This window comes from Gardnerella sp. KA00288, from assembly GCF_049244085.1.
In the GTDB taxonomy this organism is placed as follows: domain Bacteria; phylum Actinomycetota; class Actinomycetes; order Actinomycetales; family Bifidobacteriaceae; genus Bifidobacterium; species Bifidobacterium greenwoodii.
The window spans coordinates 229,072-254,254 of record NZ_CP058373.1; the positions used below are offsets into that span (position 1 = coordinate 229,072).

At 46.1% G+C, this 25,183-nt stretch carries 12 protein-coding genes and 1 tRNA gene; 7 read left to right on the plus strand and 6 right to left on the minus strand.

The window, feature by feature from the left end; translation table 11 throughout:
* Positions 1-876 precede the first annotated feature (876 nt).
* On the plus strand, positions 877-1,365 hold the full coding sequence (locus HXT52_RS00890) for a hypothetical protein (protein WP_421775974.1): 489 nt from the start codon (positions 877-879) through the stop codon (positions 1,363-1,365).
* A gap of 22 nt (positions 1,366-1,387) precedes the next feature.
* Here the strand turns inward: HXT52_RS00890 and HXT52_RS00895 are convergent, their stop codons facing one another.
* Positions 1,388-2,533: a RelA/SpoT domain-containing protein gene (locus tag HXT52_RS00895; protein WP_421775975.1), complete on the minus strand. Its 1,146-nt coding sequence runs from the start codon at positions 2,531-2,533 to the stop codon at positions 1,388-1,390.
* Between the two features lie 46 nt (positions 2,534-2,579).
* Here HXT52_RS00895 and HXT52_RS00900 point away from each other — a divergent pair, with 46 nt between their 5' ends.
* On the plus strand, positions 2,580-3,041 hold the full coding sequence (locus HXT52_RS00900; protein WP_004128600.1) for a Panacea domain-containing protein: 462 nt from the start codon (positions 2,580-2,582) through the stop codon (positions 3,039-3,041).
* A gap of 45 nt (positions 3,042-3,086) precedes the next feature.
* On the opposite strand, the gene HXT52_RS00905 is transcribed toward HXT52_RS00900, so the two are convergent.
* The gene (locus HXT52_RS00905; RefSeq protein ID WP_421775976.1) at positions 3,087-4,379 is read right to left on the minus strand and encodes a helix-turn-helix domain-containing protein; all 1,293 of its coding nucleotides are present in this window, start codon (positions 4,377-4,379) and stop codon (positions 3,087-3,089) included.
* A complete protein-coding gene (locus HXT52_RS00910; RefSeq protein WP_421775977.1) occupies positions 4,342-6,486 on the minus strand; it encodes a DUF6020 family protein in 2,145 nt (714 codons plus the stop codon). Before HXT52_RS00910 ends, HXT52_RS00905 begins: the two co-directional genes overlap by 38 nt.
* 107 nt (positions 6,487-6,593) lie before the next feature.
* Between HXT52_RS00910 and HXT52_RS00915 the strand changes: the two genes are divergently transcribed.
* On the plus strand, positions 6,594-7,481 hold the full coding sequence (locus HXT52_RS00915; RefSeq protein WP_421775978.1) for a biotin--[acetyl-CoA-carboxylase] ligase: 888 nt from the start codon (positions 6,594-6,596) through the stop codon (positions 7,479-7,481).
* 333 nt (positions 7,482-7,814) lie between these two features.
* On the opposite strand, the gene HXT52_RS00920 is transcribed toward HXT52_RS00915, so the two are convergent.
* Positions 7,815-8,471 carry a biotin transporter BioY gene (locus HXT52_RS00920; protein ID WP_421775979.1) on the minus strand — a complete coding sequence of 219 codons (657 nt, stop codon included), beginning with the start codon at positions 8,469-8,471 and terminating at the stop codon, positions 7,815-7,817.
* Between the two features lie 219 nt (positions 8,472-8,690).
* On the opposite strand from HXT52_RS00920, the gene HXT52_RS00925 reads away from it, so the two are divergent.
* The 3 genes from HXT52_RS00925 to HXT52_RS00935 all read left to right on the plus strand — a co-directional run bounded on the left by HXT52_RS00925 (position 8,691) and on the right by HXT52_RS00935 (position 21,903).
* Positions 8,691-10,607: a biotin carboxylase N-terminal domain-containing protein gene (locus HXT52_RS00925; protein WP_421775980.1), complete on the plus strand. Its 1,917-nt coding sequence runs from the start codon at positions 8,691-8,693 to the stop codon at positions 10,605-10,607.
* The gene (locus HXT52_RS00930) at positions 10,604-12,250 is read left to right on the plus strand and encodes an acyl-CoA carboxylase subunit beta (RefSeq protein ID WP_421775981.1); all 1,647 of its coding nucleotides are present in this window, start codon (positions 10,604-10,606) and stop codon (positions 12,248-12,250) included. The genes HXT52_RS00925 and HXT52_RS00930 overlap by 4 nt, the downstream gene beginning before the upstream one ends.
* A 107-nt stretch (positions 12,251-12,357) precedes the next feature.
* On the plus strand, positions 12,358-21,903 hold the full coding sequence (locus HXT52_RS00935; RefSeq protein ID WP_421775982.1) for a fatty acid synthase subunit beta domain-containing protein: 9,546 nt from the start codon (positions 12,358-12,360) through the stop codon (positions 21,901-21,903).
* A gap of 245 nt (positions 21,904-22,148) precedes the next feature.
* Here the strand turns inward: HXT52_RS00935 and HXT52_RS00940 are convergent, their stop codons facing one another.
* Together HXT52_RS00940 and HXT52_RS00945 are read right to left on the minus strand one after the other, a co-directional pair.
* Positions 22,149-23,984 carry a PASTA domain-containing protein gene (locus HXT52_RS00940; RefSeq protein ID WP_421775983.1) on the minus strand — a complete coding sequence of 612 codons (1,836 nt, stop codon included), beginning with the start codon at positions 23,982-23,984 and terminating at the stop codon, positions 22,149-22,151.
* Between the two features lie 221 nt (positions 23,985-24,205).
* Positions 24,206-24,829 (minus strand): holo-ACP synthase, encoded by a 624-nt coding sequence (locus tag HXT52_RS00945; protein ID WP_421775984.1) that lies wholly within the window; start codon positions 24,827-24,829, stop codon positions 24,206-24,208.
* Between the two features lie 145 nt (positions 24,830-24,974).
* Between HXT52_RS00945 and HXT52_RS00950 the strand changes: the two genes are divergently transcribed.
* Positions 24,975-25,048, plus strand: a tRNA-Gly gene (locus HXT52_RS00950).
* Positions 25,049-25,183 lie beyond the last annotated feature (135 nt).

The window sequence follows — 25,183 nt, forward strand, 5'->3', positions numbered from 1 at the left end:
TAGGGAAACGAGTCGGTTTTGTTAAAGGGCTTGGGTTTGGTGCTACTAGGGGCATCAGACTCCAGCCCTTTCTTTTTATGCGTAAAGAGATTGTACAGAATGTACAGTAAGCATAGTAATCTGTTAGATACGATTTGAAAACGAAAGTTTTGCGGGCGATGCATTTATGCTTCGCCCGATTTTTTTGATTACTCCTGAATTGGTTAGTGGTATTTTTGCAGGGGGTGCGTTAATATTTGCTGGACTACAAGTCGGAGTCGATTGATAAAGAAAAAATTTCGTGTCTTATAGATCAAATGAAGAAAAAGGTTAAATATTATTTTGAAATAGAAGATATACAATTTGTGAGAATTAATAACAAAGTTTCCATTAATGAATAAATCAATTATGACAAAGTTAATTGCGTTGTCATTGTAGTACGCAGATATTGCACTTACTAAAAGCGAGTTTGGAATGCTTAATTTAAAAGATAAATTATATTCATTTTTTAACAGTCGTAGGAATTGCATACTGGTGGCATGCACGCTTTTAGTAATAGTCTCTGTGCTTTTACTGTATTTTACCATAGCCATAATTTTTTACGGTAATATTGAATACTCAAAGCGAATATATTCTATTGTTAATGCTTGTGTAGTGTACTTAATACTATTTTTATTGTTCCTTATTTATTTAAAGTTTAAGAACAATGAAATTCTATTTTTAATACCTTTTATTCAGTTGTATTTATCCTTTTGCATTTCGGCATATATTTATTATGATACAACTAAAGGTTTGTCAGAATGTTATAAATCGCTAGCAATGTTCATTCTATGGTTTATACCGTTCTGCTTTTTAGTGCGCAGAAGCGTTAAAGCTTTCTTGAAAGGTTCAAAGTTCTTGATTTCTGTTTCGTCAGTATTGTTTATACTTTTAGGGTTTTTAAATGAGTCTAATTGGACAATAGTTGCTTTGATAATAACGTGCATTGTATTTTTGCTTAAATTGGAAAATTTGCAGATTCTATGTAAAGGGATATTTGATATAAAAATAGAAGATTCAGATAGTAATAAATATAAATTAATTATTATCAATATTATGACAGTAGTTTTTGAGGCAATGTTGTATTTATCTCTGAAACTTTCTGAGTATTTATCAGAATTATTAAATTGGCTTTACGATTGTGTTAGTGTTAGTGGTGGTACGAGATTGTTAAATAATGAAATTATTACAGAACATATGTGGTTAGGATTTTACAGGTTTATTATTTTAGCTATTATTTTCATTATTGTATGTAATCTTTTTGAAAGTAAGCAGAATGCCATCTCAACATGCATAAAAAATATATTCGACTGCGAAGATAACGCACAGATTAAGAAGAATTTATGATTATTATACAGAGCCTAATTAATTAATTAATTACTTCTTCTACTTTTTCAATGAATTTTTCTATGTTATATAAATAATTAGGGTAAGTATCATTTAGCTGTTCTTCGTTTTGTGCATAAATAAGTACGCTGTTAAAGTCAGTTATATCTGATGTTTGAGCACTTGACTTATTAACTGTTAAGTTTTTATTTACACTACTGTTATCGATTTCTGCATCCTGAATTTTGTTATCTTCACCGTTTATGCTGCTATTTTCTTTGCTGTTATAATTCGTTATGGCTTTTTCTACACAATCCATAGTGTATGAATGTATGGTTAATTCTTGCGTTTCTCGCGATAACTCCAGTAGGTAAAGCCCTTCGCCGCCTTGTGTACTATTTTTTTGCATATTAATAGTTACACTGTTACGCGCAGCTTTAAGATCTTCAATAATTTCTTTAAAATCATTGTTTGTTCGCACTGAATTTGCGAGTTTTTTCTTAGACTCACTGCAAGAATCATCATCATTTTCACAGCAATCAAATAACTCAGAGATTACTTTGAAGAATTGTAAGCAAGATTGTATTCGAGTATTACCTTTACTTATCAAAGTAGGATCTTTGTATTCTACGTTGTCTATTTCACTCATAGCTTCTACTGCTGTTGACCAATAGTGTTGAAGCTTGGTTCGTATTTGTAGTTCAATCCTATATTGTCTATCTATTTTTTCTTGGTTTAATGTTTGTTTTACGATTACGTGCAGTGACCTGTATCCGGATTCTTCTGGATTTTTTATATAGTCTTTTGTTGTTTTAATATCAATTTCCCCAGCTTCTTTAAGATTAAGAATTTCATCATAAACTTTGTAAACTTCACTCACAGAATTTACAATCGCCCTACACCCTGCAATGTCATCTATTGCACCAAGCTCAAAATTTCCATTGCTGCGGTATAACTTTTTAAGTATTGATTCTTTGCGTTTAAGACGATACGTAGCCATTGCGTCTGGATACTTATTTATGATTCCAACAAGTTTTTTGAAAAAGATTTGTGCTGGTTCTTCATGCTGATGGCGCCATGCGTTGAGGATGGATATCTGCTTGCCATACTCTTCTGAGTTTTGCTGATCTCTCAATTCCTTAAGTATTTCGCCAGCTGCGTTAGCTTGCTTTCGGCTAATTATCGTCATACGAATATAATATATAAATTGTATGTTTTATAAAAGGGAGGTGCGTATGACAACAATCTTTAATGTGGCATCGTACATCCTTGATATTACTGGAACTATTACCACTATGAAGCTGCAGAAGCTAGCTTACTATTCGCAAGCGTATTCTTTGGCGATTAAAGGATGTCCGTTATTTAACGAGGATTTTCAGGCATGGAGGAATGGTCCTGTTTGCCCAGAATTATTCGCATTGCATCGTGGTAAGTTTTTGATTCGTAAAGGTGAGCTTGTACTTCCAAATACTGAGAAACTTCAGGATAATTCTTTAACGGATGACCAAAAGATTCTTGTGGAAAAGGTATGCGAAAAGTTTGCTGGATATTCTGGTAGTGATTTGAGCGCTATGACGCATAGTGAAGATCCATGGAAGAATGCTTATGATGGTGCTAATGGTTCGGCAATATGCGTTCAAAAAATTACTAAAGATTCTTTGAAAGATTACTATTCAACTCATAATTTTTTGCGGTAAGCGTTGAGTAGTTTAGGTCGCGCGCCTTTATTTTGTGCGCATCGTTTAGTGCGAATCGCGAATGCGACCAATTGTTATTGCCGTTTGCAGAACGTAAGCTGCGCGCGGATCAGTTGCATCCCAACCTGTAGTCTGCGCAACCTTGCGCAAACGGTATCTCACAGTATTTGGATGCACATTCAGCTCGTGCGCAGTCTGATCAAGAGCGCCGCCAAAACGCAAGAACATATCAATCGTTTCAAGAGTTGGATCATCACTACTGTATGGCGCCAAACTTTGATACACCTTGTTATACAAAGTATTAAAAGCAGTAGAATCGCCAATAAGCGCGCGTTCTGGAAGCACGTCATCAGTATGAATAACCTGTGGCAAATGTTTAATCGCCGGCGCAACAGCAATCGACGCAAGAGTTGCGGTAAGTTCGGAAGAAATCTCACTAACTCCTTCAACTAAACTACTTACGCAAATAGGCTTTTTAGAAGGAGCAAACACGCTGCAAATCTTCTCTAAAGCTTGTTCGCTAGGTTCTTCACGCACGGCAAGAAGAATAATATGCGAAGGCGTAGCAAAGGCAGCGGCATCGTTAATATTTTTAGCAAAAGACTTAGTTGCCTGCCATGCTTTAGAAATGCGTTGCAATGCACTACTTTGCACGCGCTCAACAATAGCGTCGTAGGCGTTGCAGCTTCCGAGTTGCGGCCAAATATTGCGACGTAAAGCATCCGTATTGTCGGCAGGAGCTACAGGAGCTGGTTTTCGATTTGGGCCGTCATCCGGAGTGATTTCCTTGCCAAAAGTTCCTGCAATAATAACTATTTTTGGAGAGTCGGGCCACTGAAGCAAATGCATAAAAGCGTTAATTCTAGAATCGCAAATGCCGTTCATTAAGCAAGTTGCAATTAAAGTGTGCAGACGAAGGCGCATAGCTGAGTCGAAAATTTGGCCGTCGCGAGTGTCAAAAATGCCAAAGTCGGTGGATTTAGGAGCGCTAGGTAGGGGAGTAAAATGCGGGGCGGAGTTTGCGGAAGATTGAGTATCTTTGACTTTAGCGTCTTTGCTTTTATTATCTTTGTTCTGATTTGCAGAAAGCCTATGCCACAAATGGTGACGATGCTTTTCTTCATTAGATTTGGTTTCTGCAATAGCATTTTCAGGCTGATTGGTTTCAGGCTGGTTAGTTTCAGGCTGGTTAGTTTCAGGCTGGTTAGTTTTAGGTTGATTAGTTTCGTAAGATTGCACGCTGGCTAGAAGCGAGAGGAAATCAAGATCTTCAGAAGGTACGAGTGAAGCGCGCTCGCTGCTATTTTGCGCAAACTGCTGTGTATGCTTCTCGTCCATCTTGTGCCTTTAACTCTAAACATTCTTTACTATTATAGCGCGTGCGAGTAGAAGTATCTCTCCAAAAAGTAAGAACCACAAAGCAGAAAGCAAAAGCAATAGGCAGCATGTGACGCTCAAAATTATTCGCAGGCGCCAAAATCATTACTCCAATAAGCAAAGCCAAAGGCATATGCCACAAAACCGTGCGCCAGCGGCGAAGAATAATTTCCGCAACCCCAATCAGCAGCGTTGCAATAACAAAAGTATTTCCGTGAATAGGCCAGCCGATAACTGGAATATCGCTCCAAGTGCTTATGAAATCTGCAAAATCTGTGCGGAACTGAGGATTCCAGTAGCGAATCCAATCTGAATTGCGAATATTATCCGTGTCAATATAGTATTCTGGACCAACGTATGGGCGGTCAAAAATATCGAAATAGCCGTAAGATTTCGCAAGAAAAGCGTCCGTTGCCACAAGCGGACTATGTGTTACCATTTGCCACCATGCAATATTTAATTTACTAATATTTTCGCGACTAACGTAGCGCCAGCGGTAACTTACCTTCTTTGACTGCAATCCGGAGGATTTTACAGGGTCGGCATCGTAAGGCTTGTATGCTTCGGCGGTTTGATCTAGGTTAAAAATAGGCGCAATAATGCGTTTTGCGCTTTTAGGAATGCTGTGTGGGTCGAGTTTTGCAATGCGCGCGATTTGCTGCAATTGCACGCCGCGGCTTTCAATAGGGTCGCCATTAATAATTGCGCCACTAGAAATAAGAAGCAGAAGAGCGCCGTGAATAATAATTGTTGGAAGCAAAATAGTGCAGATCCACAGACGCCAGCGTTTGCGCATGAATATAAGCAGAAGCACGCATTGTATAAGTAGAATATACCATGCATATTTTGCGGCAATAAGCATGACGCATACAGAAATAAGAAGCTCTAAAACGGTGTGCCAATTGGGTTTTGTGTAGTTTTGTGTAGTTTTGCTGGAGGTTGAGTATGCGTTGCTTGTGTTTGAATATATGCTGCTGAGTTCATAATTTATGCCGAACCACCACAGGAATGCGAAGGCAAAAAGTGGCGATTTTGTGAGCGCAATTGTGGAGCACACAACAAGCGGGCTTAGCAAGAACATTAGTAAGACGGCAAATCTTGCGAACGTTGGGGTTTGCTGGGTTTGCTGCGATTGTGTGGATTGTTGTGATTGTTGCGCTTGTTGTGCTTGCGCAATTTTTAGCCAAGGTCTATTTAAGAAGCGATTCGCGCTCGCTGCAACGCACCAAGCTGCAAATACAAACTGTATAAAAGCTAAAAGTATAATTCCGGCATCGTTGGAATCGGTAAAATATCGTGAAACTGCGGTTGTAGAACCGTAAATAACGGTTAGCACAATGTTGTGCTGATCGGTTAAATACGTTGGCTTCGAAGGCCAAAGGTAGTGAGCTGTGGGGTAAATGTCCATTGGAACGAAGCTAAAGAAGCCAATATAGGGCTGATTTAAGCCAGTAACCTGATTCCAAGCCCAACTGTACTCGCGAATTTGCGAGCAGATGTCGGCGCCGTACGCTGCAAGCAAAGTGACCGGAGCCCAAAGCCAGCCTAGGAAGAAAGTGAGGAAAAGATTGCGGCGATTTCGTGTGGAATGCTTAATAAACCAGAGTGCGGCGTTATAAAAACGCTTAGAAATGTTGCGAATTAGGCGGCAGATTGCGGATGCGCGGTGCTTTTTAATTTTGCGATTGGCTGTGTTTTCGCTTTTGTTTTCGTCTGTTTTCTCTGCGTTATTCTTGTGCTTTTTTCTAAAAATCGACTTAATCCACGCCCCAAAACGGCTGTATTGTTTAGGAAAAGCCGCATGCTTGCCGTAATAAACAATCGTCCACAAAATAATCGCGTATATTGCGAACGCGGCAATAAAAATCAGCGCATTAATCCAAGAAAAATCAGTAATAGAGCCTAAATGAACCTTAATATCTTGGTTGCGAAAGATTGGGCCGAGGCTTGTGCAAAGTGCAAGAATAAAGCAAAGTATTGTGGAAAGTACGTAACAAAATATGCGAGATGCGAGCTCTATTCTTGCGCGCATCTGCTCAGATTGCATTTTGCAACGTATTTGCTTCATCTGTTACACCTGCTAATTTTTTACGCATACTAACTGCTGCTACTTATTCTGCTTAAATTCGTGAAAATAAACACGCTAAAGCATATAATCTGATGTAAATTATACCTATGACTACTTTTTCTTCGCAAAGTGTGGCATTGATGCCGCGCACATCAAATGTAGCAGATTTAGTAAAATATTTCGCAATTACGGATTCTACGCAAAATATTGCGCGCGAAATCATACAAAAAGGCGAAATAATTGCTCGAGATGATGGAAAACCAACAATATTTGCGATTGTAGCAGACGAGCAAACGGCTGGTCGCGGCAGGCTTGGACGCGCGTGGGTGAGCAGGCCTGGGGAAAGTTTTTTGGTATCTTTTGTAACTTTGCTGCCAAAAACTATAGTTATGGACGAAAGTCGAAACGGCTGGCTGCCAATAATTGCAGGGCTTTCGGCGCGAGATGCTCTGCTGGAAACGTTCCGAGAATATAAGAGTTCGCCAATTCATGCGGATGCGTGTGCGCTTAAACTTAAATGGCCAAACGACGTATTTTTGCACGACTGCAAAGAAGGCGGAATCTTAACAGAAATTGTGGCTGATCCAAGCAAGGATGATGTTGTTGGAGTAGTTTTTGGAATCGGATTGAATTTGCACGTGCCGCAAGAAGTATTGCCGATTAAGATGGCAACTTCGCTGCAAATGCACATGAGCGGGCTGCCGGAAGCTACGGAATTGCGCGATGCGATTGCTGCAAAAATCGTTACCGGATTGCGAGTGAGATTATGCGATTTTATTCGTGATTATCCAAGTAATTGCGCCGGTTTACTTAAAGAGTTAAGCGATGTGTGCTGGACGCTTGGGCGCAAAGTGAATGTGCATCCGGTTGATGGAAGCGTGGTGACTGGAACGGCTGTGCGCGTTGGGGAAGATGCGTCTCTTACGATTCGCAAAGATTCCGGCGAGGAGATTGTGGTTAAAAGCGGAGATGTGCAGGCCGTTGCGTATGAATAGTGAGATTTAAAGAAAGCGCTCCAAACATGAGATAGATTCCCCGCATTTGGAGGGTTTTGCAGCCACGAACGCTCCAAACATGAGATAGATTCCCCGCATTTGGAGGGTTTTGCAGCCACGAACGCTCCAAACATGAGATAGATTCCCCGCATTTGGAGGGTTTTGCAGCCACGAACGCTCCAAACGCGAGACAAGTTGCGCACGTTTGGAGTGCTACGCAACAGTAAACGCTCCAAACATGAGATAGATTCCCCGCGTTTGGAGCGTTGTAGTGAGTTAAATGCTCCAAATGCGAGGAGGATTTCCGTCTTTTGGAGCATTTATCTTTATTCGCTACGCGCGCTTTTTGTTAAGTGCGTTGTACAAGCCGGAGCAAGCCGCGCTCGCAACAAAAGCCTTAATCAAATCGCCAATCATGAAGATAATCAAGGTTGCTGCAGCAGTAGAAAGCGGCATGCCGGTAAGTAAGCTCTGGCCAAAAATGCCGAATGCGTAAATCACAATCGTGCCGATTATGGAAGCAACTGAGTAGGTGAAGAAGCGTGCGAAAGTCTTCTTAAACGAGCGTTCCGGCATCATTGCGTCAAGAGCAACGTCGAATACGCGCTTCAAAGCGGCAGTTGCAGCAACGCCAAAAATAAAGCCAACAAGGAAGCCGGCAGTAGGTCCGACGAATACGGCCCAGCCGCCCTTAAATCCAGCGAACACAGGCAAACCTGCAGCGCCCAAAGCCAAATACATTACAACGGAAGCAACGCCCTTGCGCCAGCTCAAAGTCAAACCAATAATGCACAAAACAAGAGTCTGCAACGTAATTGGCACAGGAGTAATAGGCAAATAGATTGCGCCTGCCATAGTAGAAAGTGCCAAAAGCGCGGTTAGAAGAACCGGCTTAGCAAGCCAAGTTGCGGCTGCCTTTACTTTACTAACGGTTGCATTAGATGCTGCGGTTGCAGTTGTTGCTGCATTATTTTGATTCATGTTAGTCATGAAAACCTTCTTTTGGTTATTGCCGGCATGCTTCGAGTAGTTTGCAACTTAAGTAATTCGCTACTCAAGACTTAAGCCTTTGCCGGCTGTTTTCCGTTTCGCTAATCACAATACGTGCCACAAAAATCATGTGCATTGGAGAAGTGTACAAAATTTTGCTCTAGCTTTTGTGTATGTCGGCTCATACACAAACGCGACTTTTCTAATATCTTGTAACGTATGGTTACGAATATCAAAAAAATTCTCATCGCAAACCGCGGTGAAATCGCCTTGCGAGTTATTCGCACGGCTCACGAAATGGGCATTTCTACCGTTGCAATTTATGCGCCGACTGATCGAAACGCGCAGTTTGTAGAAATGGCAGACGAAGCGTACGCACTTTCCGGAGACACGTATCGCGATACTTATTTAAACGAGGACGCAATTCTTGACATTATTAAAAGAAGCGGCACGGATGCTGTGCACCCTGGCTATGGTTTCCTTTCGGAAGTTGCGTCTTTTGCTAAGAAAGTCAACGATGCTGGGGTTATTTGGATTGGTCCGCGCCCGGAAGCGCTTATTGATTTGGGAGATAAGATTACGGCTCGTCGCGTGGCAGTTCGTGCGAAAGTGCCGCCAGTTCCAGGAATTTCGGAGCCTGTAAAAGATATTCGAGAACTTTTAACTTTTGCGCAAACTCACGGCTATCCGGTGATGATGAAGCGCACGGATGGCGGCGGCGGACGCGGAATTACAGTCGTTCGTAACGACGACGAGTTGCGCGGCTTTTATATGAATCACGACGCTCTTCAGGGCGGCGACTTAGACGAATATTTTATTGAGCGTTTTATTGACAAGGCTCGCCACGTAGAAACGCAGTGCGGCCGCGATGCTCATGGAAATTTCACCGTATATTCCACGCGCGATTGCTCGGTGCAGCGCCGAAACCAAAAGCTGGTTGAGGAAGCTCCGGCACCGTTCTTGACTGACGATGAAAAAGATCAGCTTTACCGATATTCTCGTAACCTATTTGAAGCTGTTGATTACGTTGGTCTTGGCACGTGCGAATATATGGTGACTTCTCAGCATAAAGTCTACTTCTTGGAAGTTAATCCGCGATTGCAAGTTGAGCACACGGTTAGTGAGGAAGTTAGCGGGCTTGATTTGGTGCGCGAGCAGCTCAATATTGCTGACGGCGGCGAGTTGACTAAAGATCCAAAGCCTCGCGGACACAGCTTTGAGTTGCGCATTACTTCGGAAGATCCTGCTACGAATTTGACTCCAAGCTCTGGCACTTTGACGAAAATAAAGTGGCCTTCCGGACCTGGTATTCGCGTCGATTTTGGTGTTGAAGTTGGTGACAATATTTCGCCAAAATTCGATTCCATGATGGGCAAGCTTATTATTACTGCGCAAAGTCGCGAAACTGCTGTTGCTCGCGTGCGTCGCGCTTTGAAGGAGCTTTGTATTGAGGGCGTGCCAACTCCAGCGAAACTTTTTGAGCAGATTTTTAACGACCCTGAGTTTACGGCGGAAAATCACAGTTTTGACGTGTCTACTAAGTGGATGGAACGCAAGTATTTGAACCGCGTTCCTGCAGCTTCTTTGGGTGGTCAGCCGGCTTCGCTTGTTTCTGGAAAGTCTGCGGATGAATCCGAAAATAAGCAGCCTGCAATGGAATCCTTCATTATTGAGGTTGATAATAAGCGCGTAAAGCTTACGATTCCGCAAGATATTGTTGATAATTTGACCGGTTCGGCTAGAGTTCGTAGCGTTTCTAGGGCTTCGCAGCCTTTGCGCGGACGTTCTTTGCGCGGTAGCACTCACAAATCTGAAGAACAAAAGCAGATTCCAGGCGTAATTGCAGCACCGATGCAAGCTGTTATTACGCGCGTGAATGTTGCTGAAGGACAGCAGGTTGCTAAGGGTGATTTGCTTGTGGTGCTTGAGTCTATGAAGATGGAAAATTACGTTTACGCGCCGGCTGCAGGCACTGTTACTGGAATTTTTGTGGGGCCTGGTGACGGCGTGGAATCGGGTGCAAAGCTTGTGACGATTGATCTTGCTGGAGATAAAAGCGCAGAAAAAAGCGCAGATAAATCTTCCGAAAAATCTTCCGAAAAAAGCGCTGAAAAGCAGGAAGGAGAGCAGAAATGAGCACTTTAGCAAAAGAAAAGTCTGAAATCTCTGGAACTTCAGAGAAAACAGTTAATAACTCTTCTGTTAATAGCTCTGCTGACGCAACAAACTTGCAGCCTCGTCGCGGAAAAGCAGCTGTTCAGCACGCAGCACAACTTGCTCGTGATGCAGAACAAAAAGCTTTAGAGCGTCAGCACGCAAAAGGTAAAAGCACTGCTCGCGAGCGTCTCGACTTGCTTTTTGACACCGGCTCATTCGTGGAAATTGGACGTTTTAACGGCGGTGACATAAATAACGACGTTGCCGGATGCGCTGTAATCACCGGCTTTGGCGAAGTTTATGGCAGAAAAGTTGCAGTTTACGCTCAAGACTTTTCTGTGCGTGGCGGAACTTTAGGCAAAGCTGAAGGCGAGAAAATCTGCCATCTTTTAGATATGGCTGTTGAACTTCGCGTGCCAGTTGTTGCCGTAATTGATTCTGGCGGCGCTCGCATTCAGGAAGGCGTTAGCGCGCTTATGCAATACGGTCGCATCTTCAAAAAAACTTGCGAAGCAAGCGGCTTAATTCCGCAAATCTCCATTATTCTTGGACCTTGCGCTGGCGGTGCTGTGTATTGCCCTGCGTTGACGGATTTGATTATTATGACTCGCGAGCACTCAAACATGTTCGTAACTGGCCCGGATGTTGTTAAAGCTGCAACCGGCGAGGCTATTAGCATGGACGATTTGGGCGGCGGTCTTGTGCATAACGCAACTTCCGGCGTTGCTCACTATTTGGGTGAAGATGAAGCGGACGCAATTGACTACGCGCGCACAGTTTTGGCTTATTTGCCATCTAGCTGTGAGGTTGATCCTCCAACTTTTGCTTATGCTGCAACGCGTGCGGACCGCGAAACTGCGCGAGAGTTGGCAAGTATTGTGCCAGATAACGACCGTCAGCCTTATGATGTGCTCGACGTGATTCGCAGAATAGTTGACTACGGCGAGTTTGTGCAAGTGCAAGAATTGTACGCTGCTTCCGCAGTGGTTGGTTTTGCTTGCATTGAGGGGCATCCGGTTGGAATTGTGGCAAATCAGCCGAAGGTGAACGCTGGTATTTTGGACGTAAATTCTTCCGAAAAAGTTGCTCGATTTGTGCGATTGTGCGATGCGTTTAATTTGCCGGTTGTGACTTTGGTTGATACTCCAGGTTACAAACCTGGTTCAGATCAAGAGCACGCAGGAATTATTCGCCGAGGTGCAAAAGTGATTTATGCGTACGCGAATGCACAAGTTCCGCTTGTTACTGTGATTTTGCGCAAAGCTTTCGGCGGAGCTTACATCGTTATGGGCTCGAAGTCGATGGGTGCGGACGTAAATTACGCGTGGCCAACCAGTCAGATTGCAGTTTTGGGTGCGCAAGGTGCTGTGAATATTATTCACCGCAAGGATTTGCAAAAAGCTAAGGAGCGCGGGCAGGATGTTGCGGCTCTTAGAAAGCAGCTGGTTGACGAATATGAAGCGACTACTGTGAACGCAAATCTTTCGCTGGAAACTGGTCAGATTGATGCGATGATTGATCCGGAGCAGACTCGCGATATGATTGCAGGCTCATTGAAGCTTTTGCGAAGTAAAAAGCGGGTTTCCAGAACTGGCAAGCATCACGGAAATCAGCCAATGTAGAAATCTACAGAAATCTACAGAAATCTGCATAAATTACAGAAATCGCAAAACTTATAAAACTTATAAAAATTTATAAAACTTATTCAAATCGACGAGAAGGAAATATTATGAACACCTACTTTTTCGACCAACTCGCTAATAATCCACACGCTTTAACTTTTGCGGGCCAATCAACTCCTTGGGTTGATTCTCTTAAGGAACTCGGCAAAGACGAGGAGCTAAACGCCGAGCTCCACGAGTATGAGGCTGGCGCAAAAGCTTTGCTCGCACCAATTTACGCTGAACTTTTAGCAAACGCCGGCGGAGACATAAATGTTTTCGACGCGCTTGAAAATAAGCATATTAACGCTGCAAACGCTATTCTTAGCGTGCCGGGAATTAGCTTAGCGCAACTGGGTGCTGTGCGCGACTTAACAAATCTTGGATACAACTTTGAAGTAAACAAGCCTTGCGCAGTTTTGGGCCATTCTCAAGGCGTAATCGCAGCAGAAATGGTAAAAGCAAGGCTCAAAGCAAAATCTTGGCAGAAAGCTCGCGCGCAAATAGAAGAACTTCTTGCAATCGCATACTTAATCGGTGCTGCAGGAGACCGCGAATCTCGCATGCTTGAAATTACTGGAGACGGCGAGCGCACTCCAATGCTCTCGCTTAAAGGAGTTACCAAAAAGCAGGCAGAAGCGTTGATTTCCCGCGCAGAGCGCACGCGAGGAGAAATCTCAATTGCTGTTAAAAACGCTTACAATCACGTTGTTATTGCAGGCTACCCAGAAGATATGGAAGCTGTAGCAAACGAAGCGCAAAAAGAAACGAAGCGCTCGAAAAAATTGCGCGAAATGAAAGTTCGCGGCGGTGCTGTGTTTGCGCCGGTTGCTGAATACTTAGATGTTACAGTGCCATTCCATTCTTCAATGCTTCAGCCTGCAGTTGAGCAGGTAGTAGAGTGGGCGAGCGAGGCCGGTTTGAACACTACAGTTGCGCGCGAATTAGCGGATGCAGTGCTTGTAACTCCTGTTGATTGGGCTGCGCAAATTGGCGAAGTTTTGGCTCAAAACGATGCACGTTCGCTTTGGATTTTAGATATGGGTCCTAGCGAAGTGCTTGGAAAACTTACGGGCGTGCTTGTGCAAGGTACGGGCGCTGGAGTTGTGGAAGCGGCTACAATGCGCTCTCGCGCCGAGCTTTCGACTGCAGACTCGGATTCTGAGCCACAGCGCACCGGCTGCTGGGCTGATTTTGCGCCTCGAGTAATCAACACTCCTTCCGGACGCAAAGTACTCACTAAATTTAGCAAGCTTACCGGCAAAGCTCCTGTGCTTCTTGCTGGTATGACACCAACAACAGTAGAGCCGGAAATCGTTGCTGCAGCAGCAAATGCAGGTTATTGGGCTGAGCTTGCTGGCGGCGGTCAAGTAACTGCGGAAGTTTTCGATCGTCATATGAAGTCGCTTGAAAATCAGCTTCGTGAAGGCGCAACTATTGAATTTAACGCAATGTTTATGGACCGCTACTTGTGGAATTTGCAATTTGGTTCGAAGCGAATCGTGCCAAAAAAGAGGCAGTCGGGTGCTCCAATTGATGGCGTAGTTATTTCTGCTGGCATTCCAGAACTTGACGAAGCTAAGGAATTGGTAGCGTCTTTGCAAAAGGACGGATTCCCTTACGTAACTTTTAAGCCGGGAACAGTCGACCAAATTCGTCAAGTTGTGCGAATTGCTAAGGCGGTTGCTCCTGCCACGATTATTGTGCAGGTTGAAGGCGGTGCTGCAGGCGGCCACCATTCGTGGGAGTCTTTGGACGATTTGCTTATGACAACTTACGCACAAGTGCGTGAATGCAATAATTTGGTGCTTGTTGCAGGTGGCGGTATTGGCACTCCTGAGCGTGCTGCAGACTACATTTCTGGCGAATGGGCAAATGAATACGGTTTGCCAAATATGCCAGTTGATGCTGTGATGATTGGCACGGCTGCAATGACAGCAAAAGAGGCGCATACAAGTCCTGAAGTAAAGCGCATGCTTGTTGAAACGCCTGGAATTGTAATGCCAAAAGCTTCAAGCGTTGAAGGTTTTGATGAAGATCCGTTCGCACCAATGGGCGAGCGTTGGGTTCCTTCTGGAAAAGTTGTTGGCGGTGTTACGAGTGGCTTAAGCCATTTGCATGCAGATATTTACGAGCTTGAAAACGCTTCTGCACGCTGCGGACGCTTGCTTGTTCACATGATGAAGCATCCTGAGGAGCTTGAAACTCGCCGCGACGAAGTAATTGCGGCACTTAACTCAACTGCAAAACCATATTTTGGTGACGTTGAAAACATGACTTACGCTCAGTTTGCCCAGCGTTTCCTTGATTTGGCATACCCGTGGGTGGATCCTACTTACGCAGACCGCTATCTGCACTTGTTGCAGCGAATTGAAGCGCGATTAGTAAGCCAAGATTCCGGCGAGTTTACGTCGATTTTGCCTTCTCGCGCACAAGTTAGCGAAAAGCCGCAAGCTGCTTTAGATGCGCTTTTGCAAGCGTTGCCTCAAGCTCGTGAGATGAACGTGGTGCCAATGGATGCCGCATGGTTCCCAACTTTGGTGCGAGAATACCCGAAACCAATGCCTTTCGTGCCGGTTATTGACAACGATTTGCTTCGTTGGTGGGGTCAAGATCAGCTTTGGCAGTCGGAAGATTCGCGCTACTCGGCAGACGCTGTGCGCGTAATTCCAGGTCCTATTTCTGTGGCTGGAATTACGACTATGGATGAGCCGATTGCGGATATTCTTGGTCGATTTGAATCAGCAATGCTTAATCGTGCAGAAGATGCTAATAAGCGTGCTAATAATCGCGCGGAAAATAGCGCAAATCAGACTGCATTCAGCCAAATTGCGGCGGCTGCAAATGTAGAAGCTTACGTTCGTGCTTGCCCGAATATTTCTTGGGTTGGTCACGTAACTGCAAATCCAGCTTATGGAAGCGCAATTGGAGACGAAAATTACGTAATTACTGTAACTTCTACAAATAACGACGTAATTTCTCTCGATTTAGATATTAAGCTAGATACTTTCTGGGATAATCAAGAAAATCAGGAAGCGCAGAATGCTGCAAAGAACGCTGCAAATTCAGCAAAACGCAAGCATGCAGTTCGAGATATTGTGATTCCGCTTACTGTTGACGCAAGTCGCGCTGGAAGTATTCCAGTAGTTGACCGCGAGCGCTTGCCAAAGCATGTGTACGAAATGCTTGCAGCAACCGCAGGCATTGGAAATACTGCAATTACAGGCGATGTGCTCGACGCTATGCCAAAGGTTGATCAAAGTGGTGCTCAAGCAAAATTGCCGGAAGATTTGATTAAAGAAGGCTATGCTGAGTCGCCATTTGGTTTGGTTCGTTCAGCTTATACTTTCTCTCGTAATCTTGGAATTGACCACGAATCGGCTACGGCTGGCCGATTGCCGGATGGTTTACTTGCATCGCATATTGTGCCGGATGCGTTGGTTGGTCCTGCTTGGCCAACAATTTACTCAGCTTTAGGCTCTGTAATGGTTGACGGATACCCGATTATTGAGGGCTTGCTTAACGCGGTTCATTTAGATCACCTGGTTGAGCTTGACGTTGATGCTGAAGATTTGCGCAAGTATGTTGACAAGAGAATCAACTTGCTAGGATGGGCGGAAGCTTATAAAGAATCCGCTTCCGGACGCGTTGTAACAATTCACGTTGTGCACACTGCTTCTGACGGAACGCGACTTGCGCACGAAACCGAGCGTTTTGCTATTCGCGGACGCAGCTTTAGTAACGCTCTTCCGGAACCTGCCGCCGAATATGGTGACGCAGAAGGATTGCACGGTTACGAAATTGAAGATACTCCTCGCAGAGCTTTGCGCAGAGTAGTAGTTCGCGCGCCTCACAACATGACCGCTTTCGCGCGTACTTCAGGAGATTTCAACCCAATTCACACTTCTGCTAGGGGAGCTGCAATTTCCGGACTTTCCGCGCCACTCGTGCACGGAATGTGGCTGTCTGCCACCGCTCAGCATGTGGCTCAAGCAGTTGACGCAAAGGGCGCTCGCTACGAGCTAATCGGCTGGTCTTACAACATGTATGGCATGGTTCAGCTGGATGACGAAGTAGAAATCACAGTTGAGCGCGTTGGCAAAGTTCGCCGCGGCGGACTCGCTTTGGAAGTTACGTGCCGAGTTGATGGACAAATCGTGTCTAAAGCAAGCGCACTTACTCGCGCTCCACGCGCAGCATTCGTATACCCAGGTCAGGGTATTCAAAAGCAAGGAATGTCGCTGGATGAGCGTGCAAAGTCGCCGGCTGTGCGCGAAACTTGGGAGAGGGCAGATAAGCTTACTCGCGAAAAGCTTGGGTTCTCAATTCTTGCCGTCGTGCGAGATAATCCAAAGGAACTTACTGCTCACGGCGTAACATATCGTCACCCTGAAGGATTGCTTAATTTGACGCAATTTACGCAAGTTGCGCTTGCAACAGTCGCTTTTGCACAAACAGCGCGTTTGCGTGAAGCCGGATGCGATATTTGGCCTGCTTACTTTGCCGGCCACTCGCTTGGCGAATACAACGCTTTAAGCTCCTTCGCTCAGATTATTCCTCTTGAAACTGTGCTCGAATTGGTGTTCCACCGCGGATCTACCATGCATCATTTGATTGAGCGCGACGAAAAAGGCCGTTCGAATTACCGCATGGGCGCGCTTCGACCAAACCAGTTCGGAGTTGGAGACGAAGGCGTAAACGCTTACGTTGAAGGAATTTCCAAAGCTACCGGCGAATTCTTGCAGATTGTAAACTACAATTTGGCTGGTCAACAGTACGCAATTGCTGGAACGATTAAGGGCCTGAAGGCTTTGCAAGCGGACGCTTCTAAGCGTGCGAAAGAGTACGGTGGAAAGCCGCCATTCATGCTCGTGCCTGGAATTGATGTGCCGTTCCATTCTCGAATTCTTCGAAAGGGCGTGCCGGAGTTTCGCGATAAGCTCGATTCGCTTTTGCCAAAGCATATTGACTACTCTGTGCTTGTGGACCGCTATATTCCAAACCTTGTGGCGTGCCCGTTTGAGCTTACTCGCGAATTTGCGCAGAAGATTTTGGACGTTGTGCCATCCGAGCGAATTGAAGCAGCTTTGGAAGACGAAACAACCTGGAAGTCTTACGCTGACGATGAGCAGAAGCTCGGCCGACTGCTTCTTACAGAGTTGCTTTCGTGGCAGTTTGCATCCCCAGTTCGTTGGATTGAAACGCAGGCTCTTATGTTTGCTGATCGCGCTCGCGGCGGTCTTGGTGTTGAAGAATACGTGGAAGTTGGTTTAGGAAACGCTCCAACTTTGGCAAATCTTGGTGCTAAAACTCTTGCTTTGCCGGAGTTTAGTGGCGAAAAGGTGACTGTTTATAACGTTGGCAGAGATGAAGGTCGCGTTTATATGACGGATACGGATTCGCTTGTGCCGGAAGTGTTTGATGAGGAAGATAGCACGACTGAAGCTGCGCCTGCTGCAACTTCTGCACCTGCATCTCCTGCTGCTTCCGCTGCAAATGCTGCATCTGCTGCTCCTGCATCTGCTGCTCCTGCAGCTAACGCAGCAGCAAGCGGTCCTGTAGCAGACTTGCCATTTAAAGCATCCGACGCAATCTCAATGCTAATCGCCTATAGTGCAAAAATTCGCCTCGACCAAATTGGCGATGCGGATACAACCGACACGCTAACAAACGGCGTATCTTCCCGCAGAAACCAGCTGCTTATGGATATTAGCTCCGAGCTTGGCGTGGCAAGTGTGGACGGTGCTGCAGAAGCTCCAATGAGCGCATTGCGAAAGCTTGTGGATTCGGTTGCTCCGCGCTACAAGGCTTTTGGTGCAGTGCTTTCCGACATTGTTCGCGAACGTTTGCGCGCGCTTTTCGGAGCGGCCGGCGTGAAACCTGCGCAAATCGACAAGCGAATTTCGGAAGTCTGGCAGCTTGGCGAAGGCTGGCGTGCACACGTGCTTGCGGCTTTGGTTTTGCAAACTCGCGAAGGTGCAAGCGTGCGCGGAGAAAATCTTGCGCAACTTTCTACGGATCCTGCAAAGAATACTGCTGCAGCCGACGCTTTAATCGACGCAGCTATACAGCAGGTTGCTCAAGCTCACGGCGTTAGTGTTTCTCAGCCTGGTGCTGCCGGTAGTGCCGGTGGTGCTGTGGTTGATTCCGCAGCTCTTGACGCTTTTGCTCAGCAGGTTGTTGGCGCTGACGGCGTGCTTGCTGCAACGGCTAAGTTTGTGCTTGCAAAGCTTGGTGTTGAAGCTCCTCAAGCAGAAACTGAATCCGACGAAAATGCGGCTGTTGTAGCTGCTGTTGAAGCAGAGCTTGGTTCGGATTGGCCAAAGCAGGTTGAGCCTCGATTTGATGAGCGAAAGGCGATTCTTTTCGACGACCGTTGGGCTTCTGCTCGCGAGGACGTTGCGCGCTTGTACTACGAGCATGCTGTAAAGAATGAGGATGCTCAAGCAGATGAAGTTTCGGCAATTGCAAGTCGATTCGGTAGTTTCTTGAGCGCAGGTGAGGCTGTAGCTTCGGAAGCTGAGTGGTTTGCTGGTCTTGCAAAATCGCGCGGATTGGAAAATCTTTCCACAATACTTGCTGGTATTGCGCGCGACGCACGTACTAAGCTTTCTCACAATTACGATTCCGATGCAGCTTACGCAACTCGTTTTGCGGGAGAAGTTGCGGTTGTAACAGGCGTTGCTCCAAACTCAATCGCAGCTCGCGTAGTAACAGGCTTGCTCGCAGGTGGCGCGACTGTTGTTGCAACTTCGCATAGCTTCAAGCCGAGCGTTAAATCTTGGGCAAAGAAAGCGTATCGCGAATACGCTTCAATGGGTGCGAAGCTTTGGCTTGTGCCAGCAAACTTGTCTAGCTACCGCGATGTTGACGCGCTTGTGAAGTGGGTTGGCACGGTTTCGAAGAAAGTTAGCGGCGCAACCACTACTATTTTGAAGCCAGCTTACGAGCCGAGCATGTTCTTCCCGTTCGCAGCGCCTCCAGTTCACGGCACTTTGGCTGATTCCGGTTCGCTTTTTGAATCGCAATCGCGCTTAATGCTTTGGGGCGTGGAGCGCGCAATTGCTGGATTTGCGCAAATCGGAGCAGATACGGATGTGCAACATCGTATGCACGTTGTGTTACCTGGCTCTCCAAACCGCGGTATGTTCGGCGGCGACGGCGCATACGGCGAAGTCAAGAGCGCGTTTGATGCGATTGTGAGCCGTGCGCATGCGGAAAGCGTGTGGTCGGATCGCGTGACGTTTGCGCATCCTAAGATTGGTTGGGTGCGTGGAACCGGCTTAATGGGCGGAAATGATCCGCTTGTGGCTGTGGTTGAGCGTCACGGATTAACTACCTACTCTACGCAAGAAATGGCTGATCGTTTGCTTGATTTGTGCACTCGTGAAGCGCGCGAACAGGCTGCAATTGCGCCTTTGGATGTTGATCTTACGGGTGGATTAGGCAAGGAGCCGCTTGATTTGAATGCGCTTCGTGCAGAAGCTTTGGAAGATCAAAAGCGTGCGGAAGCTGCAGAAGAAGCTGCGGAATCTGCTGAAGAATCTGCTGAATCTTCTGCTAAATCAACTGCTAAATCAACCAACAAAGCGCTCCCAACTCCTTACGTGCCAACTCAGCCGCGAGTCAACTTGTCTGATTGGAAGAACGTAACAGCTCGTCCAGAAGACGAAATCGTAATCGTCTCCGTCGGCGAGCTTGGACCATGGGGTTCCGGACGTACTCGTTTCGAAGCAGAACTTGGAATTAAGGAAGATGGTTCCGTAGATCTTTCTGCAGGCGCAGTGCTGGAATTGGCTTGGAATATGGGCTTGCTTACTTGGCAGGACTCGCCAAAGCCAGGCTGGTACGATGCTGAAGGCACGCTTGTTCCAGAAGAAGATATTGCGGAGAAATATCGCGATGAAGTAGTTGCGCGCTCCGGTATTCGACCATTCGAAACAGGAATGGGCGGCGACTACAAGGACGGAGCAAACGAAGAAGAAGCAGAAATCTTCCTCGATCACGACGTGAGCTTCAGCGTGCCAACAGAAACAATTGCGCGCGAATACGTGGCTCTCGACGAAGCGCATACTGCAATTGCTCGCGATGATGAGTCTGGAGAGTGGACTGTAACTCGAAAGTCCGGTTCTATGATTCGCGTGCCGCGCAGGGCTGCAATGACTAGAACTGTTGGCGGACAATTCCCTAAGGGCTTCGACCCGCTTAAGTGGGGTATTCCTGCTTCGATGGTTGGAAGCGTTGACACTATTGCGTTGTGGAATATTGTTACAACCGTGGATGCTTATATTTCCGCCGGTTTCACGCCTTCGGAGATTTTGCAGTCTGTGCATCCTTCTCTTGTTGCTTCTACGCAAGGCACCGGTTTTGGTGGCATGAGTTCAATGCGAAAACTGTACTTGGATCGCTTCCTTAACCACGAAATCCCAACCGACGTGTTGCAAGAAGCGCTTCCAAACGTTGTGGCAGCGCACGTAATGCAAACCTACATTGGCGGCTATGGCAACATGGTTCAGCCGGTGTCGGCTTGCGCAACTGCAGCGGTTTCGCTCGAAGAGGGCGTCGATAAGATTGCTCTCGGCAAAGCTGACTTCGTAGTAACCGGCGCAATCGATGATATTGGCGTGGAATCTGTGGTCGGCTTTGGCAACATGAACGCAACTGCCAATAGTGAGGAAATGTATGCTAAGGGCATAAATCCTCGATTCTTCTCTCGTGCGAACGATCGCAGACGCGGCGGCTTCCTTGAGGCTCAAGGCGGCGGTACGATTTTGGTTACGCGCGGCGATATTGCTTTGAAGCTTGGTTTGCCTGTTGCTGGTGTGGTTGGTTTCATTCACTCCTACGCTGACGGCATTCACACTTCTATTCCTGCCCCGGGCTTGGGTGCGTTGGCTGCAGGCATGGGCGGTGCTAAGTCTAAGCTCGTGCGCGATTTGGCGGCGCTTGGCGTTACTCCGGACGATATTGCTGTGGTTTCTAAGCACGATACTTCTACGAATGCCAACGATCCGAACGAATCCGAGCTGCACAATACTCTTGCGCACGCAATCGGACGCACGGACGGAAATCCTCTGTTCGTAATCAGCCAAAAGACGCTAACCGGCCACGCAAAGGGCGGCGCGTGCATCTTCCAAATCAACGGTTTGACGCAACTGTTTAGAACTGGCGTAATTCCAGCGAATGTGTCGCTTGATTGCGTGGATCCTAAGCTTTCGCGAGACGACCACATGGTTTGGTTGCGCGAGCCGATGCGTATTGGTGCAGGAACTGTGAAGGCGGCGCTCGCAACTTCGCTAGGCTTTGGCCACGTGAGCGGATTCGTAGCTTTGGTTCACCCTGGTGCTTTCGAGGCTGCTGTGGCTGCTAGTGCTGGTGCTGAGACGCTGGAGGAGTGGCGCAAGCGTGCTAATGCGCGCTTGGCGGCCGGCCAGAGAAGGCTTGAGGAAGGCATGATGGGTCACGCGCCGCTGTTTGAGCCAGTGGAAAATCGCCACTTGCTTAAGGATGGCACGCGCCTTCCGGATGGCACTCGCTACGATGGTCACGAGGCAGAAAAGGCGATGCTGCTTAATCCTGAAGCTCGCCTTAACGCGAACGGCTACTACTGCTGAGTGGCTGCTTTAGCTGCTAATGTATTGACGCTTAGTTGCGGATGTATTAACGCTGAAATAAGTGCGAAACCAGAGCGGAAACATTTGCTGTGAATATCCACGGCGTTTGTTTTCGCTCTGGCGTTATTTGACTACATTTGCCGTGTATTTTCACTGGCGTTTGTTGCGGTTTTGGGACACTCGTGCAGTTGGCACTCGCGCTGATTACGCTCAGGCAGGTCGTCGTGCTACGTATTTAGCGCGTTTTACAGCGATTCGCCAGGAATCGAAGACCAGTCGAAAGGTTCTTCCACAAGATAGTACGCGTTCGAATCATCCGGGGCAGGCGCGAACGGAACTGCGCGACTACGCTTTGTAGGTACAAAGGGATTAATCCAATCGCCTCCGCCGGCAGGCAAATCCTTGCGTGTTTCTTTGTAAAGCTTAGGATTCCTGCGCAAAATAAATGGTCGTGTCAAATCCGGCTTATTTTCAACTTTTCCAACGAAATATCCACTATTTACAAGCTTGTCGAACTTCGCACCAACAGGTACAACAACCATAAAATCCTGCATTGTGTAGTAGTAACCAATGCCGTAGCCTGGATCGTCATGAATTCTTTCATATTCTTCTGGATCATTATCTGGAAATTGGACGTATTTTCCATTCAGACATGTAAATCCACCGCCATAAATAGGAGCATCGTGATTGCCGCATTGCGCGATAAAACCTCCAGCATACAGTTCAACAGCACCAGTATCACCAGAAATAAGATGATTTCTCATCATTGAACTATTTGGAAGATTCTTATCAAATACAGCGTAATCCGTAGGATCTTGACCTAATGAACTCAAATAAAGACCACCCTTATCATTTAAATAACCTGCGCTATCTTTATCAGGTATTCTGCCGTTTTTATCTGCAATATCTGCCGGTATAAGTTCCTCAATACTTTTTTCGTCTCTTTCCCACTTTTTCTCATCCTTAAAAAGACGCGGAATAAGATTGATGCAATCACCACTCTTCGTGCACCACTTGCCAACAAAAGAGCCTGCTCGAGTTACAAGATAAGCCGTTTCGTCTCCAAAATTCATCGGCTCAGTCACCACATCCTTAGCTTTGGATGCGTCAACACCATAGTAAAGCGTTACGGCTTTAGGATTTCCTTTAGTGCCCAAAGCTGGGTAGGCGCCAACGATTTTGCCGAAATACTTTGCAGACGAGAACTTCGGGCGAAGATCCACGCTGAAAGGCTTAGAAGACAACATGTCCTTGGCTTTGTCTTTATCTAACCCAAACACGTCAACCGGAACGCCATCGCACTTTTCGCCAACCGCAATATTTATTACGCCGTCTTTGCCAACAGCGTTTCCAGGCATAGGGCTAGACGCAACAATCTTACCGTCTGCAGCATCGGTAGAAGGAACGTGGTGAAGCTTTACTGGAACGCCCATCGACTTCACAATTTTCTTAGCATTGTCTAAACTTGCGCCAACAACGCCTTTCGCAGGAACGCCCGGGCCTTTAGATCTTAAAATTTTCACAACTGTTTTAGTTGACACTTTAGAACCCGGCTTAACGTTTTCGTATCGAAGGAAGTTGCCCTGCTTTTCATCGCCAAATTCGTCTATAACTTTCGTGCGGAAACCCTTATTTTCCAAGGACTTTACGACTCCATCCGTATCGTCTCCAGCTTTTGCTTTAGGGATTACTTCCGATTTTGAGTTAAAGACTGTAAAAGCTACATGAGTATTTCTTGTGAAATACCAAACTGTTCCAGTAATCGCAAGCACTATGGTTAGCACGATGCTAGTAATCATAATTGCAAGACGTTTGCGATTATTAAGAAGATTTGCTTTATTTGGGCTTGGTTGTTTCGATTGAGTTGGTTGAGTTGGCTGAGTTGGTTGAGTTGGCTGGACTTGCGGTTGTGGTTGAGGTTGTGTTTGCGGTTGTTGTGTTTGCGGTTGCTGCTGGTTATATTGGAGTTGCTGGTTTGCTTGATGTTGCTGCTCCTGCTCTACATTTTCAACAGGTGCTCCACAAAAACTGCAGAACTTATCGTCAGCGTCAATTTTATTTCCGCAATTTATGCAAAACATCGCAACCTTCTCTCATACGCGCAGCAATCTCATTTACAGAAAAATCTGCTTTCTATACTACAACTACTTGCGCAATTTTCGCGTGCGAGCGTAATCCGCGCGAGCGCCAACTGCACGAGTGTCCGAAAACAAGCAGAATGAGACCCTAACGCAGCGCGACAACTGCACGAGTGTCCCACAAAACCGCAACAAACGTCATGTAATTTCTCCGGCGTTTGTGTTTACAGGATTTCGAGCATAGCAACAGCGGATGCGACTGCTGTATTGTTCTGCACTGATCCGTCATGAGTTAGCGAGATATGCCAACGAATTGTGTTGTGAATATCTCTATGTGAATTTGGAAGATTCATAAGCTGCGGCTTTTCCGTGATCTTCGACGTTTTTATAAGATTCGTAAGCTTAGTCGAATCCGAAAGTTCTGGAGAAAGTTCTGGAGAAAGTTCTGTAGAAAGTTCTGTAGAAAGTTTTTGCGAAACTGATTCGTAAACTGATTCGTAAAGCTTATTCTGCACTTCTTGCGCAAGTTCCACGTGTGGGCAGCCATGTGAATCGTCAAGAATCTCAATTTCAGGCCACGGCATGTTATCGAGAGTATAGGGGTAGTAGTCGGTGGGGTAGTTGGTATTGCAGCTCGCCAGCGCCTCGCACCACGCTTTAATAACGGCTTCCTTTCCAGCCCAGCGCGCCGCAATATGCAAAGCTTCGTCGTCGTGCTTCGTATCGGATCGCAAACTGCACTGCCGAAGTTCTCGCACGGAAAACAGCGCGCGCCAACCATTGCCTTCGCGCATCTGCTCAGCAAATTGCGCAACATTCACCACATCGTGACCTAATCCTGCAATCATGCGCTCTCCTTACTAATCTGCGTTCACAAACTGATACGTACCCTTTTTCTGGATACGTATCCCTTTTTACTTAATCATATCGCCGCGCGAACGCAAACTTGCTCTATGTCGTAAGCTTCTGTATACTTAAACAAGTTGCTATTTTGCGGACGTAGCTCAATGGTAGAGTCTCAGTCTTCCAAACTGATTACGCGGGTTCGATTCCCGTCGTCCGCTCCACTTTTTGAAATTCGTTTTTGCTCTATATCTTTTCCTATATATTGTTTTGTTCTGTATTTTTTATTGCGTTTCTAATATTTCCCTTCATCCATCATGAGTTTGCAATATACTTGCATATCAAAGGGCATAAAGAAT